The organism is Pseudomonas marginalis, assembly GCF_001645105.1.
GTDB classification, from domain to species: domain Bacteria; phylum Pseudomonadota; class Gammaproteobacteria; order Pseudomonadales; family Pseudomonadaceae; genus Aquipseudomonas; species Aquipseudomonas petroselini.
The window spans coordinates 346,897-364,506 of sequence record NZ_LKEG01000036.1 but is presented as its reverse complement, the minus strand read 5'-3'; the positions used below and the strand labels follow the sequence as shown (position 1 = coordinate 364,506).

At 65.9% G+C, this 17,610-nt stretch carries 6 protein-coding genes; 1 reads left to right on the top strand and 5 read right to left on the bottom strand.

The annotated features are described in order from the left end of the window. Window positions 1–318: 318 nt before the first annotated feature. The gene (locus AO064_RS13150) at window positions 319–1,731 is read right to left on the bottom strand and encodes a diaminobutyrate--2-oxoglutarate transaminase (RefSeq protein ID WP_064053599.1); all 1,413 of its coding nucleotides are present in this window, start codon (window positions 1,729–1,731) and stop codon (window positions 319–321) included. Window positions 1,732–1,897: 166 nt separating this feature from the next. Next, on the bottom strand, window positions 1,898–2,113 hold the full coding sequence (locus tag AO064_RS13145; RefSeq protein WP_064053598.1) for an MbtH family protein: 216 nt from the start codon (window positions 2,111–2,113) through the stop codon (window positions 1,898–1,900). A 303-nt stretch (window positions 2,114–2,416) separates the two neighbouring features. Between AO064_RS13145 and fhuF the strand changes: the two genes are divergently transcribed. Continuing rightward, window positions 2,417–3,142, top strand: a complete 726-nt coding sequence (fhuF, locus tag AO064_RS13140) for a siderophore-iron reductase FhuF (protein ID WP_064053597.1) — start codon at window positions 2,417–2,419, stop codon at window positions 3,140–3,142. Window positions 3,143–3,156: 14 nt separating this feature from the next. On the opposite strand, the gene AO064_RS13135 is transcribed toward fhuF, so the two are convergent. The 3 genes from AO064_RS13135 to AO064_RS13125 are packed head-to-tail and all read right to left on the bottom strand — an operon-like array spanning window position 3,157 to window position 17,608. Next, window positions 3,157–4,800, bottom strand: a complete 1,644-nt coding sequence (locus AO064_RS13135) for a cyclic peptide export ABC transporter (protein WP_064053596.1) — start codon at window positions 4,798–4,800, stop codon at window positions 3,157–3,159. After that, entirely contained in the window at window positions 4,800–8,582 is a 3,783-nt protein-coding gene (locus AO064_RS13130; protein ID WP_064053595.1) for a non-ribosomal peptide synthetase, read from the bottom strand. The genes AO064_RS13135 and AO064_RS13130 overlap by 1 nt, the downstream gene beginning before the upstream one ends. After that, window positions 8,579–17,608, bottom strand: coding sequence for a non-ribosomal peptide synthetase (locus tag AO064_RS13125; RefSeq protein ID WP_064053594.1), 9,030 nt, complete (start codon window positions 17,606–17,608; stop codon window positions 8,579–8,581). The genes AO064_RS13130 and AO064_RS13125 overlap by 4 nt, the downstream gene beginning before the upstream one ends. Between the last annotated feature and the right edge of the window lie 2 nt (window positions 17,609–17,610).

Sequence of the window (17,610 nt, the reverse complement as noted above, 5' to 3'; positions counted from 1 at the left end):
GCTTGGCGTCAGGCAGCCATAACGTGAAAGAGGTTGCGTGCCTGGGCGATCAGCCAATCATGGTCACGCTTCGCGAAGTGCCGTGGCATTCCGGCGGATACCCGAAGCGCCATTCTGTGGGCACCCCTGCCTTCGCTTTCACTGGGGGGCGCCTCCCCTAGCTTTGTATTGTTCTTGAACCCGCTAATGAACAAGGCTGCGGATGCGATCAACGCAATCAGCGCCGTGTTCAAGCCAGTCAAAATACGCTGTGAGAAAGCCCCGCTGGTGCGCATTGTCTAATTTCCGCGACCTTTCTGAGAAATCACACAATAAGGACTATGCACAGACGATCTCCACGTTTTGCGACGCCTGGTAGAGAATCTGCCCAACCAAATCGACCTCCGCTTCGCTGATGATCAGCGGCGGCAGGAAGCGAACGGTTGCGCCGTGCCGGCCGCCCAGCTCGACGATCAGGCCACGTTCCAGACAAGCACGTTGTAGCTTGCGCGCCCGCTCGCCATCGGCAGCGGGCTGGCCCAGGGCATCCTGGCTGGCAGGATCGATGATCTCCATACCCAGCATCAGACCACGGCCGCGCACGTCGCCGATCCAGTCGAACTCGGCCTGCAGCCCGTGCAGCAGTGTCTGCAAGCGTGCTCCGACGTTGCGCACATGGCTGCAGATCCCTTCGCGCTGAATGAAGCGCAAGGTGGCATCGCCAGCGGCCATGGCCAGTTGATTACCTCGGAAAGTGCCGGCATGGGCACCGGGCTGCCATTGATCCAACTCGCCCCGGTAGACCACCACCGACAGCGGCAGACCACCGCCAATGGCCTTCGACAGCGTCACCACATCAGGGGTGATGGCGCTGCGCTCAAAGGCAAACAGATCGCCGGTGCGCCCGATACCGCATTGGATCTCGTCGAGAATCAGGGGAACACTGTGCTCACGCGTGATCGCCCGCAACCCTTGCAGCCAGCGATCAGGGGCGGAAATCACCCCGCCCTCGCCCTGTACCGTTTCCAGGATCATGGCCGCCGGCTGGGTCACGCCGCTTTCCGGGTCGGCGAGCAGGTGGCGGATGTAATGCAGGCTGGCGTCGATCGCCTGCTCGCCGCGCAGGCCGAACGGGCAACGGTAGTCATGTGGATACGGCAAGAATTGCACCCCCGCCAGCAGCCCACCCAAGGCATTTTTCGGCCCCAGGTTGCCGCTCACAGACAGCGTGCCAAGGGTCATACCGTGATAGGCACCATGGAACGCCAGGATGCTCTGCCGCCCGGTTGCCGTGCGCGACAGCTTGAGCGCCGCCTCCACTGCGTCCGCCCCCGTGGGGCCACAGAACTGGATGCGCGCGTCCTTGGCGAAGTCGCCAGGCAGCAGATCGAAAATCGTCTCTACGAAGGCATCCTTGATCGGCGTACTCAGATCGAGGGCATGTAGCGGTATGCCCGAGGCCAGGGTCTTCTGGATCGCCTCCACGGTCACCGGGTGATTGTGCCCCAACGCCAGGGTACCGGCACCGGCCAGGCAATCGATGTACACCTGCCCCCGCGAGTCCTCAACGTACACCCCCTGCGCCCGCTTGAGCTCCAGCGGTATGCGCCGTGGGTAGCTGCGCGCATTCGACTCACGCTGCATTTGCCGCTGCAATGCCGGCGTGCTGTCCAGGCAGTAGCGCTGGCTTAGCCCGGTGTGCCGGTACTGGAGTTCGAGCGCGGTGTTGGTGATCGGGGTGATTGCATTCATGAGTGCATCCTCGTGTCGCGCGGATAGCGCGTTATCTGACGACGCTGCCGGAACGTGCGTCATGCCGCGAACGACCAGCCAACTCAGGCGATTCCAAGTTGCTGCTATCGGCTACCGGGCAACGTCACCTGCAAGGCCATGACCAGCTCAATGGGTGCGCAAGGCATCAGCCGCGATCCTGGGGCTGCATGGCTTGACGCAAGCTCAAAGGCCGCATGTCAGTCCAGGCCGACTCGATATAGGCCAGGCACTCATCCTTGCTGCCCTGCTTGCCGGCCGCGCGCCAGCCTTGGGGTATCTCCTTGTAATCCGGCCAGAGGGAATACTGCTCCTCGAAGTTGACTACAACCAAAAATCGCGTGTCAGGACTGTCCAGACTCATGTTCCACTCCGTTTCCACTGAAGGTGCGAGTGCTCGTAGGGTAAGCTTCGCATGCGAGCGGCCGTAGGATAATACAGTTAATAATAATTATCATTAGGTATTGGCGTGATGCGTTTACACGCCCTGCTGTCACAGACCCCTGCTGTCACAGACAGAGTTCGCCTGCATGCCCCCGGTTTGTTTATACTGATCGCCACCAGTGATAACGAGTCTCAACAGCAAGCGACTGACTATGCCTCGACCCACAGCCTCCCTGACCACGTATTGCGCAATGCCGCCTGACGGTGACACTGGGCCTCGAGGATGATCGCCAGCCTCGCCCCGCTGTTCAGCGGCCCGCTGGCGGACTATGGGGAAAACCTGCAACTGGCCAGTGATCAACAGCAGGCAATTGCCGCCTCGCAACTGTTTCAGCCGGACTATTTCGCCGAGTTCATTCGTGAACTGGCAGCCCGCCACGGCAGCGACGATTTCATAGCGCTGACCTCTATCTGGTCGAAATGGTATTTCTGCTTCATAGCACCCGCCGTGGCGGCCAGCTTGCTCTTGCAGCGCGAGTTGCCTATCGCCCTGAGTGATGTCGGTGTCACCCTCTCGGCAACGGGAAAGCCGCTTGGCCTGCACCTGCCCCATGAAGGCAGCGTTCTGCCACCCAGCGCGCCCTTCGCGCGCTTCGACGCCTTGATCGAGCGGCATCTGCAACCGGTGATCGAGGTAATGGCCAGCGTCTCGAAAGCCTCGCCACGACTGTTCTGGAGCAACGCCGGCAACCTCTTCGAATTCGCTACTACCCAAATCGAACTGCATCGATTGGCAACGTTCGATTGCGCAGCCCCGGCCAGAACCGTGCTGGAGAGCCGCCTGCGCCCCGATGGCCGGCGCAATCCGCTGTTCGCCCCGGTGTACTACAAGGACGTCGGCGCTAACGAACCGCAGCGGTTACGCCGTATCTGCTGCATTCGCTACCGCCTGCCCGGCATCGGCTATTGCAGCAGTTGCCCACTCGACCGCGACAAAGTACCCGAATAAGCCGCTCCAAGCGGCTACCTGACCAACTGGAAAGGCTTCTCGCTGGTGTGGTCATAGTCCACCAACTGGCCGTAATCAAGCCGGTAGATGCGATCGGCCACGTCGAAGTAGCGGTCATCGTGAGTGATGGCGATGACCGTTTTTCCGGCCGCCTGCAACTCGGGCAGCAGCTCGTGGTAGAACACGTGGCGGAACACCGGGTCCTGGTCCGCCGCCCATTCGTCGAGCAGCAGCACCTCGCGCCCCTCCATCATCAGCAACAGCAGGGCCAGGCGCTTGCGCTGCCCCTGTGAAAGGGCTGTGGTAGACAGGCGTCCCTCGACGAACTGGACTTTGTGCGACAGCCCCAAGCGTTGCAGATAGTGATCGACCCGCTCCTCCAGCCCATCGAGCTGGCCGTTCTCACCGAGCACATCGGCGAACAGATAGAAGTCGGCGAAGATTGCCGCGAAATGCTCGCGGTGCCACTCGCTGTTCGAGACGTCCAGCGTCACGCCATTGAGCGCGACCGTCCCCTCGCCTGGCTGGTAGAGCCCGGTCAGCAATTTGGCCAGGGTCGACTTGCCGCTGCCATTGCCGCCGACGATAAAGATCAGTTCGCCACGGCGAACGTGCAGATCGATGGGCCCCAGCTGGAAGGCGAATTCGTCGCTCTGCCCGGGGTAGTGGTATTGCACGTTGCTCAGGCGCAACTCACGGAAAGGCTCGGCAGCCTTGGGCGGCAAGGTGAAGTGCACCGTCTCGCCCAGGGCCAGGTCATCGATGGCCTGCAAGGCCACATGGCCGCGGATCACCGCCGGCACGGCATCGAGGATCATCGAGATCGGCGTACGCAGGAACATGATCGCCAACACGTAACCCATCACCACCTGCTGGCTCAGCAGCCCGAGGCCCTGACCGAGGAAGAACAGCGTACCGATCAACACGAACACCAGCAGCGACGTCCAGTTCAGGTTGATCGCCCACAGGGTATCGGCGCGTACCGAGGCCTGCAGCGAGGCCTGCGCGATCGGCTCCAGGCGCTGGTTGTACAGCATCTGCCGACGCTCCCGGCTCAAGGCCAGTTCGCAGCGACCGTTAATGGTTGCCTCGAACTGCTCGGTCAACCGGTCGTCCTGCTGCCGCACCTGCTGCATCAGGCGCTTGACCTTGCGCCCGAGCAGCACGTCTATCAGCACGCCGAAGGCGATCACCGCCAGGGTCAGGGCGAAGAAGGGCAGGCTCAGCCAAGCCATGTAAGCCAGGCCAGCCAGCAGCAGCAAGCCGTTGTACAGCGAGATCGGCAATTGCTTGAAGGCCGTGGCCACGGTGGTCACATCCTTGGTCAGCGCGTTGTAGATGCGCGGGCTGCCCAGTCGCTCAATGCGCTCCAGGGCGGTGCCCAACACCTTGCCCACCAAACGCAGGCGCAACTGATAGACCAGGCGATGGCCAATCTGCACCAGCAGCCACTGGGCCAGGGTGCCGCTGACGAACAGCAGCAACAGCAGGCCGGCGAACAGCGCCAGCGCCTGGCTCAGGTCATCCAGTCCCTGCTCCAGGCTGCGGTTGATATAGCCGATCAGGCCGATGCTGCTGGCCGCACTCAAGGCACTGCACAGCACCGCCAGAAAAATGCGCCAGCGCGCATCATGCAGCAGTTCCTTCAATAACATCATCAGTTCGACACCTTCTCGGCTGGGTGTTGCGGCGCAATGCTTGGCGCTAGCAAGGACATCAGATCCGCACTCAGACGCGGTTCGGCAACGATCGCATGATGGCCGACATCCAGGCTCCAATCATGCAGCGCCTTGCGCGTGTGCGCCTGCCAGGAGGTGCGCAGATCACCGTGGGCATTGCTGCGCCACAACCAGATGGGCACGTCGACCACCGGTAAGGTCTGTTCGTAAAGGCGCGTCTTGATCGCCCGGTAGCGCACCATCACAGCCTGCAACTCGGCATCAGCGCCGTGGGATTGCAGGTGCTCACGCACCTCGGCGTCGGCCAGCATGCGGGTCACCCCCTCGGCATAATCGCAATCGACCAGTTGCCGGGCCAGACGCTCGCGCAACGTATCGCCAAGCGGCCGTGAACGGCTGCGACACAGGAACACCAAGTCGGCGAGCAACTGGCCACCCTCGTCGCCGTCGCCAGCAAGGCTGCGCTGCGGATCATGATCCACCGTCGCCAAGGCCTTGATGGTGAAACCGGCTGACTGTAGGTGCGCAATCAACAGCAGCGCCAGGCGCGAAGCCAGGCACCAGCCCAGTACCACCAGCGGCCGCTGCTTGAGCGACTCAGGAATGCTCTGCACATAGCGCTGCAGCAGCCTGCCCAGATCCTTGCTTTCCCAACCCTCGCCAAATGCCGCCAGACCATAAACGGCCTGCTGTTCGCCAAGTTGCGCCACCAACGGTCGGTAGTCTTTCAGGTGACCCTCCGCGCCATGTACCAGGAGCAAGGCCGGCGCCTCACCGGCCACGTCGTTCAGTACCTGCCAGCCCTCACTATTCGCGCCCTGATCGAGGCTCTGCACCAGTTCGCGCACGGTCTGCCGCTCGAACAGCAGATTAGTTGGCGGGTTGAGCCCCAATTGTTCGCGAATCAGTGCCACCACCTTGATCGCCGCCAGGGAATGCCCGCCCGTGGCGAAGAAGTTGTCGGTCACGCCGAGATCCTCGACACCCAACACGCGGCACCAGATTTCCAGCACGGCACTTTCCAGTTCGCCGACCGGGGCCACCCGCGCACCTTGCAGGCGCTGCCGGGCACGCTCCAGCAGCGCCTGCCGATCGAGTTTGCCATTGCTGGTCAGCGGCAGGGCTTTCAGGGCGAAGATGCCGGCGGGCAGCATGTAGTCCGGCAGTTGTTGGGCCAAATCGTCGCGCAGCAGGTCCGCGGCCCGGCTCTGCCCTGGCTCCTCCACAACGAAGGCCAACAAGCGCTCACCATCAAGCAACACCGCCGCCTGCTCCACACCCGGCAGGTTGCGCAACGCCTGTTCGACCTCCGCCAGTTCCAGACGAAAACCGCGAATCTTCACCTGCTGATCATTGCGCCCGAGAATGCGCAAGGCGCCATCGGCCTGGCGCAACGCCAGATCACCGGTGCGATACAGGCGTGCGCCGGACCGCGGGTCTTGGCCGAATGCCGAACTGCCGACATCCCCCAGGTAGCCACGGCCGACACTGGCCCCGGCCACGCACAACTCGCCCGCCTGCCCGCAAGGCACGGGGCGCTGTTGTTCGTCGAGCAGATAGATGCGGTTGTTGCCGAGCACCTGGTCAAGGGCCGTGCCGCTCGCCCCCTGCTCGCTGTCGATGGCCCGCCAGAGCACGCCGACCGTGGTTTCGCTCGGCCCGTAGTGGTTGTACAGGCGGCAACCAGACCCTGCCGCTGCCAGCCGCGCCAGCAGGCTCTCACCCACCGCTTCGCCGCCAAGCACCAGCACCTGACGCGGCAGCACACCCTCCAGCGGATGCTCGCCGATCAAGGCCTCGAGGTGCGATGGAACGATCTTCAGCACATCCAGCGGATGATCGCGCAGCTCCTCGGCGAAGGCCTGCGCATCGGTGACGCTGGCCTGGCTCAGCAGGTGCACACAGCCCCCCTGCAGCCACGCCGGGTACAGCACGGTATTGCCCAGGTCGGCGAGCAGCGACGACACCAGCCCGTAATGACCACCTGCCGGCAAATCCAGCGCGTGAGTGATCTGGCTCGCGTAGTGGCGTAGCTGCCCCTGCTCGATCTGCACGCCCTTGGGCTTGCCGCTGGTGCCCGAGGTGTAAAGCACATAGGCCAGGTGCTGCGGCGCGCTGGCCACAGGCGCGGCGAGTGGTGCAGCGCTGCTGGCCTCCGACCAGGCCAGGCTGGGCACCTCGCAGATCAGGCTCGACTCATCCAGATGCAGCAGAACAGCAGGTTTGGCATCCTCGAGAATGCTGGTCAGACGCAGCGGTGGCAGCGCCGGGTCCAGCGGCAGATAGGCCGCGCCGGCCTTGAAGCAGGCAAGCATGGCGACCAGCATCTGCGCGCCACGCGGCAGCAGCAGCGCCACCACTTGGTCAGGGCCAACGCCGGCCTGCTGCAAGCTACCGGCCACCCGTTCGCTCAGTTCATCCACCTCGGCATAGGACAACAGCCGCCGGCCATCGCGCAGCGCCGGACTGTGCGGCTGGTGGCGCGCATGGGCACGGAATCGCTCGACGATATCGACGTCCGTTGGCAGTTCCCCGCCAGCCACTGTGGGCTGCCCCTCCTCCGCCAGCAAGGTATCCAGGCCGTCCAGCGGCGCTTGCGGCGCCTGCAGCAGTTGGCCGATCCAGTGCACGTAACGGCGCAGCAAGAGCTGCATCTGCTCACGGCGATACAACCCGGTGTCGTACACCAGCGCCAACTGGCCCTGGCCGGATTCATCCAGCAGCCAGTGCAGTTGCAGTTCCACCGGTGTGTCGAAGGACAAGGCCTGCAGCGCCTGTACCTCGGCCAGATGCTGCACGCGCAGCCCGGCCTGATAGCTGGCACGCCACTCCGGCAGCAGCTCGGCCTGGCCGAGGTACTCCTGCCAGAGCACGGCGTTTTCCAGTTGCCGGGCCAGCTGCCGGGCCAGACTGACCCAACTGGCGTGCTCGGACAAATGCACCTGCATGGGCAGCGTTTGCTCGAACAGCCCGTAGGCGCCCTGCAGCTCCTCATAGTCGTCACGCGGGTCGTGCTGCAGGCCCAACTGCGCATGGCGCTGACCGTTCAGGCGGCCGAGCAAGGCGCCCCAGGCTGCCAGGGCGAGTGGTTCGATGGCCAAAGCCTCGCTCCCGGCCAGTGCCTGCACGGAACTGCACAGTGCAGGTTCCAGCGCCTGCTGCACGCAGCCACGGGCACCGCTGGCCATGCCATAGCGCTCGATCAGGCGCAGCCCCGGCACCTCCTGCAGGGCCAGGTTGCGCCAGAACTGCGCGCCCTGCTCGGCGTCCTCGTCCAGTTGCAGGCCGGCGATCCACTCGGCGTAGTCGCTGTACTGCATCGGCTCGGCCTCCAGTGCCGCGCCCTGCCCCAGCAGCTCACGCCGCAGTTGCTCGAGGCTGTGCAGGTCCAGCGAGCAGGCCGGCAGCGCCAGCCATAGCTGCTCGTCGCGCCACCAGGCCAGCAGGTCGGGCTGCTGCGCCAGGCACTGGGCCTGGGCGTCGCGCTGCCAGGCCGCCGCATCGGTGCCGGCACCCGCCTGGTGCCAGTCCAGGCGCAACTCGCCCGGCTCGGCCACGCGCTGGCGCAGGCCAGTGGCGCCGAGCGGGCGCTGATAGCGCAGGCGCAGCGCATCGTGTTGGCCCAGGGCGTCACGCAGACGCTGTTCGACCCGCTCTGGCGCAACGCCGGCGAGCGTCATGCGCACCCAGCGGTACGCCTGCGGGTTGGCCTCGGCCAATTGCTTCTGGGCCGGGGAAAGAGGCAGGCCAAGATCCATCATGGTGTCATCTCCAGAGCGTTTTCCTCAGCCGTCGCCGGTGCGGCCGCGACCTGATCGCGGCGATAGATATCGCCCATGGCGACGACGATGCGCCGATCGCCCTCGAAGGGGTCGCGGGCATGGGCGGCGAGCATGTTGTCGAGCATCACCACGTCGCCGCGCTGCCAGTCGAAGCGCACCGCACAACGCTCGTAAGCGGCATTGATCGCCTCGATGGCGGCCTCTTCCAGTTCGCTGCCATCACCGTAGAACACCTGCCGGGGCATGACGCTATCGCGCCCCTTGAGGAACTGCTCACGGATATCGGCATCGAGAAACGCCGGATGGTAGAGCTGGATCTGGTTGAAGAAGCTGGCATCGCCGGTCAGCGGGTGGAGGATCACCGCCGGACACACCTGGCGCGTGTGCAATTCGTTGGCGCCGCGCCACTCGAACTCGATCCCGCCCTCATGGCAGATGCGCTCGGCCTCAGCACGCTCTTCAGTCTGGAAGAAGTGCTGCCAGCTGACATCCAGGCTGGCGCTGAAATTGCGCACGTACATCAGTTGCTTGCAACGCAGCTTGACCTGCAGCCAGGCCGGCAGCTCGCGGTACACCTCACGGCTGTCGACGATGGGCGTGGCCCCGCCGCTGGTGGCCGGCGTCTCGCAATAGAACCACTGCCGGCGCGGCCAGCGATGTTGGTGAGCGCTCTCATTGTGGAACATGATCATGCGGTCCTTCGGATAGGGCGTGGACTTGTAGATCTTGTTGCCGCCCTCCTTCTTCGGCAGATCGCCATACTGGCCGTACAGCTCCGGGCACAATGCCTGGCAGAACTGCTCGAAGTCCGCCGGGGTCGGCAGATCGAAACCACGAAAAATAATCCCGCCGTGCTCGCGCAGCCAGCTTTCCACCTGCTCGCGATGGGCCTCGGCCCACACGGCGGGGGCCAGCTCGCGCTCGCGCAGTTGCACCAGCAGGGGGAAGCTGGATCCGGCACGCAGCGGCCGGGTTTCGATCGGTGTGGCCGCGGCAGCCGGGCCATTCTGGCGCAGCTTGCCGAGCTTGCTCATTTTGCGTTGCAGCGGGTTGCCCGTGGTGGTGGACATGGCAGCAGCTCCCTTGGAAGGCAGAGATAAGGCATCGATGGGGCTGTCCGGCGCACCCAGCGCAGCCTCGAGCAGCGCCAGGAAGCTGTCGCGCAAACGCTCGATGGTGGCTGGGCGGAACAGGCTGGTGCGATACACCCAGCGCAGGCTGAGGGCATCGCCGTCGGCAGTGGCGAACAGCGCCATGTCGAACTTGGAGTGTTGTTGTTCACGGCTCACCGGCGTGACCTCGAGATTGCCTAGGCGGCGCGGCTGACGCGGCGTGTTGTCCAGTACGAAAAGGGTCTGCAGCAGCGGATGCTGGTTGGCCCCACGCGGCAGGTCGAGACATTCCACCACCTGGTCGAACGGGGTGTCCTGCCAGGCGAAGGCATCCAGGCAGACATCGCGCACCAATGCCGCCTGCTCACGGAAGCTGAGCTCCGGTTGCAGGCGAATGCGCAACGCCAGCAGGTTGACGAAGAAGCCGATCAGCGCCTCGGTCGCCGGGTGTTCGCGGTTGGCCACGTCGGTGCCGATGACCAGGTCGCGGCCCTGGGTCTCGCGCTGCAGCACGGCGGCATAGACAGTCAGCAGCAACATGAACAGCGATAAGCCGCTCTCACGCTGCAAGGCCTCCAGGCGTGCCAGCGTCGCCGCTGGCAACTGGAAGTCCAAGGCCGCACCACCACTGTTATCGCGCTCGCCGCGTGGGAAGTCGAACGGCAACGGCACCTGGCTCGGTACGCCGGACAGGGTACGTTGCCAGAACTGCTGGCCCTGGCGCTGACGGGCGCGCAGCGCCGCTGAAACCTGCCAGGCGGCATAGTCGACGTACTGGATCGCCAGTTCGCGCTCCACGGGCAGCCGGCCCTGGCTGTAGGCCTCGTAGCCTTCGACCAGCTCACCGATCAGCACCGAGCCGGACCAGCCGTCGGAGGCGATATGGTGCAGCACCAGTTGCAGCACATGTTCCTGCTCGTACAGGCGATACAGCACCGCGCGCAGCGGTGCCTCAACGCTCAGGTCGAACGGGCGCGCGGCCATCTCATGTTCAGCCTGCGCCCACTGCGCCTGGCTCACGGTCGCCAGTTGCAGCGTCAACGCAAAATCCGCCTGGATGCGCTGGCGCGCCTCGCCCTGCTGCTGATGGTAGGTGGTGCGCAGGATCGCATGGCGCCTTACCACACGCTGCAAGGCCCGCTGCAACGCCTGGGTATCAAGGGCACCCCGAAGGCGCACGTTGCTGCTCATGTTGAAGCTGCTGTCGCTCGGCTGCAGTTGCTGCATCAGCCAGACCCGTTGCTGCGCAGGTGACAGCGGCTGGTCGATGTGCTGATCGACCCGCGCGATGTTCAATCCAGCCGGGTCGATGGCGGTGGCCTGGGTTTCCAGGCGCGTCGCCAGCTCCGTCAGCGAAGGCGTCTCGAACAGCCAGCGCAGCGGCACCTCGAACCCCTGCTCGCGCAGCCGCGAACGCACCTGCGCGGCCATCAGCGAGTGTCCGCCGAGTTGGAAGAAATGCCCATCGAGCGGCACCTGCTCGAGCTGCAGCACCTGGCCCCAGATCTCCCTCAGCAGGGTCTCGCTGGCGCTCAGCGGCCGCTGCGCGCTGCCTGCTGCCGCCTGCTGCTGGTTGCGCAACTGCGGCAATTGCTGGCGATCCACCTTGCCATTGCTGTTGAGCGGCAATTCTGGCAGCGCTTGCAGATGAGTTGGCAGCATATACACCGGCAGACGTGCCTGCAGATGTTCACGCAGCTCGTCTGCGCTCGGCTCGCCAGACAGACTGGCAACCCAGAACGCGGCCAGGTGCTCACCCTGCACCGCCACCACCGCCTGGGCGACCCCCGGGTGACCGAGCAGCGCCGCCTCGATCTCGCCCAGCTCGATACGGAAGCCGCGCAGCTTGATCTGATCGTCGCTGCGGCCCAGGTAATACAACTGCCCATCGGCCTGCCAGCGGGCCACATCGCCGGTGCGGTACAGGCGCCCGCCAGCGCCGCCGAACGGGTCGGCGATGAAACGCTCGGCGCTCAGCGCCGGCTGCCCGGCATATCCACGGGCCAGTCCAAGGCCTGCGATATACAGCTCGCCGGCACGGCCTGGTGGAACCTCACAGAGGAACTCGTCGAGCACATGGCAGCGCGTGTTGAGCAGCGGCCGGCCAATTGGCACAACCGGCTGATGTAGCTCCTCCACCAACGTCTGGGTCGACCAGACGCTGGTTTCGGTCGGCCCGTAGACGTTGATCAGGCAGCCGACGAGCTGCTGCAGCTCGCTGGCCATTTCCGCCGCCAGGGCCTCGCCGCCGGCCAGGGCGACCTGCCCGGCCAGCACCTGGCGATCCCCCTGCAGCAGCATCGCCCAGGTCGCCGGGGTGGCCTGGATCAGTTCCACCGCCCGCTCACGTATCAACTGCGCCAGCAGCAGCGGGTCCTGGCGCTGCTCGTCATCGGCGAGCACCACGCTACCGCCGCGCACCAACGGCAGGCACAGTTCCAGGCCGCTGATATCGAACGTCACGGTGGTCAGCGCCAGGTAGCGCTGCACGCCCTCCAGCGGCAAGGCGCGCTCCATGGCCAGCAGGAAGTTGGCAAAGTTGCCCCGGCTGATCTGCACGCCCTTGGGCTGCCCGGTGGAGCCGGAGGTGTAGAGCGTGTAGGCCAGTTGCTGCAGGTGCCTCGGCAGCGCCGGTGCATCGGCCGGCTGCGCCTGTAACGCCAGGTCCCGCCAGAGCTGGCAGCGCAACGTGGCCGGGAAATGCTCATCCTGAAGGTCGCACAACAGCAGATGCGGCCGTGCCCGCTGCACAATGGCCGCCTGCCGCGCAGGCGGATGGCTTGGATCGAGCGGCAGGTACTGCGCCCCGGCCTTCTGGATGCCCAGCAGGCAAACCAGCAGGCGCTCGTCGCGCGGCAGGCAGAAGGCGATCGTGGATTCCGCCGTCACACCTTGCGCCAACAACCAGTGCGCAAGCTGGTTGGCCTGTGCCTGCAACTGCCCGTAGCTCAGTTGTCGGTCGCGGCAGAACACCGCGGTGCGCTCGGGATGCAAGGCGGCCTGAACCTCGAAGCGGGTCACGAAATCCGCCTCGATGTCCAGCTCGGCAGATTCGCCCCCGCTGTGCAGGCGTTGTACCGACCGCAGTGGCAGCGCCAGCAGCGGCTGCTGCAGATCGAGATGCGCCAAGCTGGACAGCACGCCCAGGTAATCGTCCACCAGGCACTGAATGCGGGCCGGGTCGAACAGCGCGGTGGCGTACTCGACTATCAATTGGCTGCTGGCCTCATCGCCGCGGCCCTGGCTGAACAGGTTGAAGGTCAGGTCGAACTTGGCGCTGATTGCCCCCTGCGGCAATGCCAGGGGCGCTACCGTGACGCCCGGCAGTTGCAGATTGCGCTCGCCGAGGTGATCCACCTGGTAGTTGAACATGGCCTGGAACAATGGCGTGCGGTCGAGGCTGCGCTCGACCTCGAGCACGTCGAGCAGGCGCTCGAACGGCAATTGCTCATGGACCCGGTCATCCGCCAGGCGTTGGCCAAGGCGCTGCAGAAAACGCTCCAGGCTTTCCAGCTCATCAAGCTGCACGCGATACGCCAGGGTGTTGACGAACAGACCGACCAGCGCCTGGCTGTCCGCCGCGTCACGCCCGGATACCGGCAGGCCGATGGCGAAATCGCGGCGCCCGGCGTGTTTCCAGAGCAGCAGCTGCTGCGCGGCGAAATACAGCACGAAGGGGGTCACCCCAAGCTGCTTGGCACGGGCCGCGATTGCCGAGGTCAGCTCGCCTGGCAACGGGAACTGCTCACGCGCGCCGGCATACGCCTGCACTGCCGGGCGCGGGCTTTCGCTGAGGGCCAGCGGCTCGTCACTCAAGCCCTGCAGGCGCTGCTGCCAGTAATCGAGCAGTACCTGGCCGGCCTCCCCTTCCAGCGTCTGGCGCTGCGCTTCGATCACTTGCAAAAGGCCCGTTCTGGGCGCGGGCTGACGGCCCTCGTAGAGGGCGGCCAGATCCTGCACCAGCAGTCCCATGGACCAGCCGTCCACGGCGATATGGTGGGCGTTGAACAGCAGGCGATAGTCGTCTTCAGCGAACTGGAACAAGTCAATGGCCACCAGCGGCCCCTGGGCCAGGTCGAAGACCCGCTGCGCGGCCAGGGCAATCGCTGCCTCCCGTGCATCCGCCGGCGATGCACGCAAATCGTGCAGGGCGAAGCTGGCCTCGGGCGCCTCCACCAGGCGCTGACGCACCTGCCCGTTGTCCTCGAAGAAGCGGCAACGCAGGGCTTCGTGACGTTCGATCAGGCTCAGGCAGGCGCTGCGCAAGCGTGGCACGTGCAATTCACCCTGCAAGACCAGCAGTTGCGTGACGTTGTAGGCAGTGGTGTCGGGTTCGAGCTGCTGCATGAACCACAGCCGCTCCTGGGCATGGGATAGCCGCGCCACGGCACTGGCCAACGCTGGCGACGCCTCTGCCGGCTCGCTGCGGGTGGCAGGCGCTGGCTCCAGAGCGGCCGCCAGTTGCCGCGGCGTGGGGTTTTCCAGCAACTGGCGCGGCATCAGGCGCAGGTCGGCCTGGCGCAGCCGGGCGATCAGTTGCAGGCTGAGAATCGAATCGCCACCAGCAGCGAAGAAGTCGTCGTCCAGCCCCAGTTGCGGCTGGCCCAGCAGTTCGCGGAAGGCCGCCAGAATACTGGCCAGACGCGGCTGTGCGCGGCAGTCGGCACTTGCTGCCATGGCCGCCAGGGTCGGCTGTTCCAGCACGTCGCGCGGCTGCAGACGGAGCCCTTCGCGTGCGGCCAGGCCGATCAGTTGCAAGCTGAGAATCGAATCGCCGCCGAGGGCGAAGAAATCGTCCTGGCGAGTGACCGCGGCGCAGCCGAGCACCTGGCACCACAGCCGGGCCAGCAATTGCTCGCTGACGCCCTGGGGCGCCTGCCCGCCCTCATCCACCGCCACGTTAGTTTCAGGCTCGGGCAAGGCGCGGCGATCCAGCTTGCCATTGGCGGTCAGCGGCAAGGCGTCCAGGCTCGACCAGTACGCCGGCTGCAGCGGTTCGGGCAATTGCGCCCGGGCCTGCGCCTGGATGGCGCTCAGTTCGTCCGGGGTCAGGCGCGGCGCGAGATAGGCCACCAGTTGCATGCGCCCCTGAATCTCGCGTGCCAGCACAGCGGCTTCGCGTACCCGCGCTTGCCGGCTCAGCCAGGTACTGACCTCACCGGGCTCGACGCGGAAACCGCGAATCTTCACCTGATCGTCCTGGCGCCCGAGGAACGCCAGACGCCCATGGTGATCCAGGCGTACCCGATCACCGCTGCGGTAGAAACGCCGCCCTGCGTCATCGATGAAGGCGGCGGCAGTGACGTGCGGCTGGCCAAGGTAGCCCAGCGCGACCTGAGGGCCGCCGATCAGCAACTCGCCCGCCACGCCGCGCGGCACGGGCTGGCCCGCCGCATCGACGATCCGCAGCTCGGCACCGGCCAATGGTTGGCCCAGCGGCAGGTAAGCGCCCTGCCCGGCCTCCGTCACCTCGCCACAAACCACACCGACGGTGGTTTCCGACGGGCCGTAGTGGTTGAACACGCGCAGCTGCGGCGCCAGTTCGCGGATGCGGGCGAACAGCGCCGCATCGAAGCCTTCACCGCCCAGGATCAGCAACTGCCGCGGCAGTACCCGCCGGGCATCGTCCAGCGCCAGCAGGCCACGCAAATGCGAGGGGGCGATCTTCAGGCAGTCCACGGGATGTTGGGCCAGGAAATCGGCCCAACCTGGTGGATCGAAGGCCAGCGCGGCCTCCGGCAGGATCAGCGGATCACCTGAGTGCAAGGCGGCGAAGACGCAGGTCAGGCCGAGGTCGGCGGCGACCGTGGCCAGGGTCGCCCAACGGCTGCTGGCGCTGGCCTGCAGGCGCTGGCTGACGGCGGCGGCGTAATGCGCCAGGTTGGCATGGCTGACCAGCACGCCCTTGGGCTGGCCGGTGGAGCCCGAGGTGTAGATCAGGTACGCGGCCTGCTCAGGCTGGCTAAGGCTGGGCACAGGCTGGCACGGTGCGGGCGCGGCGAGATCGGCGGCGCTCAGTTGCAGACGCGCGACCGCGCCGTTCAGCGCTGGCGCCTCGGCCAGGGTCAGCAGCAGGCTCGCCGCGCTGCTTTCAAGCAGTTGCTGCAAGCGCTGCACGGGCTGCGCCGGGTCGAGGAACAGGCAGGTCGCACCACGTTGCCAGCAGGCCAACATCGCCAGCACCTGCTCGGCGCTGCGCGGCATACACAGGGCGACTACCTGGCCGGGGCCGACGCTCTGCTCGGCCAGGCGCAGCGCCAGTGCCTGTACGGCATTGGCCAGATCGCCGTAGGCCAGCGACTGCCGCGTATCGCACAGGGCGGGTGCTTGCGGCGTGCGCGTGGCCCACTGCTGCACCTGTCGATCCAGCGGCTCAGGGCTGGCGCCCAGCGCGGGGCCATGCAGTTCGCTGCCCGGCGAGGCGAGGCGCAGTGCCGACAACCGCTGCCCGGGATTGACTGATGCCTCCTGCAGGATGGCCTGCAGATCGTCGAGCAGTTGCTCAATGGTGGCCGCCTCGAACAACTCGTCGCTGTATTCCAGCTCGCAGCGCAGGCGCTGGTCGGCGCAACGCAGCAGACGCAGTGTGAGATCGAAACGGGCATGGCGCTGCGGCGGGTCGAGCACCTCGACGCTTACCCCCGGAAGGCTCAGGGTGCGGCTTTCGGGTAATTCGACCTGCACGAACATGGCCTGGAACAACGGGCCGGAACGCGGCCGGTCGAGGGCTTCGAGGATCTTTTCATACGGCAGGGTCTGCTGGTCGAACGCTGCCGCCACGCTGTCGCGGGTGCGCAGCAGGGCGCTGCGAAAGTCCGGGTCGTCCTCCAGGCGCTGGCGAATCACCAGGGTGTTGAGCAGCGGCCCGATCAGCGGCGCCAGCTCGGGGCGATCGCGTTGCGCCACCGAAGTACCCAGGCACAGGTCACGCTCGCCGCTGTAGCGCGCCAGCAGCCAGGCAAAGGCGGTCAGGCCAAAGATATACAGGGTCACGCCCTGCTCGCGGATGGCCCCATCCACCTGCGCCGACAAGTCAGCTGGCAGTTCGCGCACCCGTACCGCGCCGCTATGACGGCGCTGGTTCGCGGGCGGACGCGGATGATCGAAGGGCAAGGCCAGCGGACCGGGCGCATCGGCCAACTGGCTGCACCAGTAATCGAGTTGCTGGCGGCAGGCGTCGCTGGCCAGCCACTCATGCTCCCAGGCGGCATAGTCGGCGTACTGGATGTCGAGCGGCGGCAACTGGGCTGGCGCGCCCAGGCTCGAGGCACGGTAGCCCTCGGCCAGCTCGCGGGTCAGTTGCTGGGCCGACCACGCGTCGTAGGCGACGTGGTGGATGGTGAAGAACAGCCAGGTGCTGCCCTGCTCGGCGTCGCTGAACACGCGCCAGCGCCAGGGCACCTCGCGGCTCAGGTCGAAAGGCTCGGCCAGTTGCCGGGCGTACTCGTCGGCGCACCATTGCTGCGGGTCGGCAAGCGCCTCGCGGGGTAACGGCTCGACCGCCGGCAGGCCCGCCGTCCAGGGCTCGCAGTGCGCCTGCAAGTGGCCTCGGGCATCGGCCACGTAGCGAGTGCGCAGGATCGTGTGTCGCTCCACCAGTTGCTGCATGGCCTGCTGCAGGCACGCCAGATCCAGACGGCCATCGAAGCGCAGCACCGAGCAGAGGTTGTACAGCGCACGGCTGCTCAGGGCCTCGGCCGAGAGAAAACGCAGTTGCGCATGGGCCAGCGGCACCGCTGCACCCTCCCTGCCAGCGGCCGGGACGATGGGCAGGCGCCAGCTATCGATGCCCTTCTCGGCCAGGCGCTGACGGAACAGTTGCTTCTTGTCCGCCGGCAGTGAGGCCAGGCGCTGGGCGATCTCGACAAAGGCCTGTTGGTTGGTCGCATTCATCT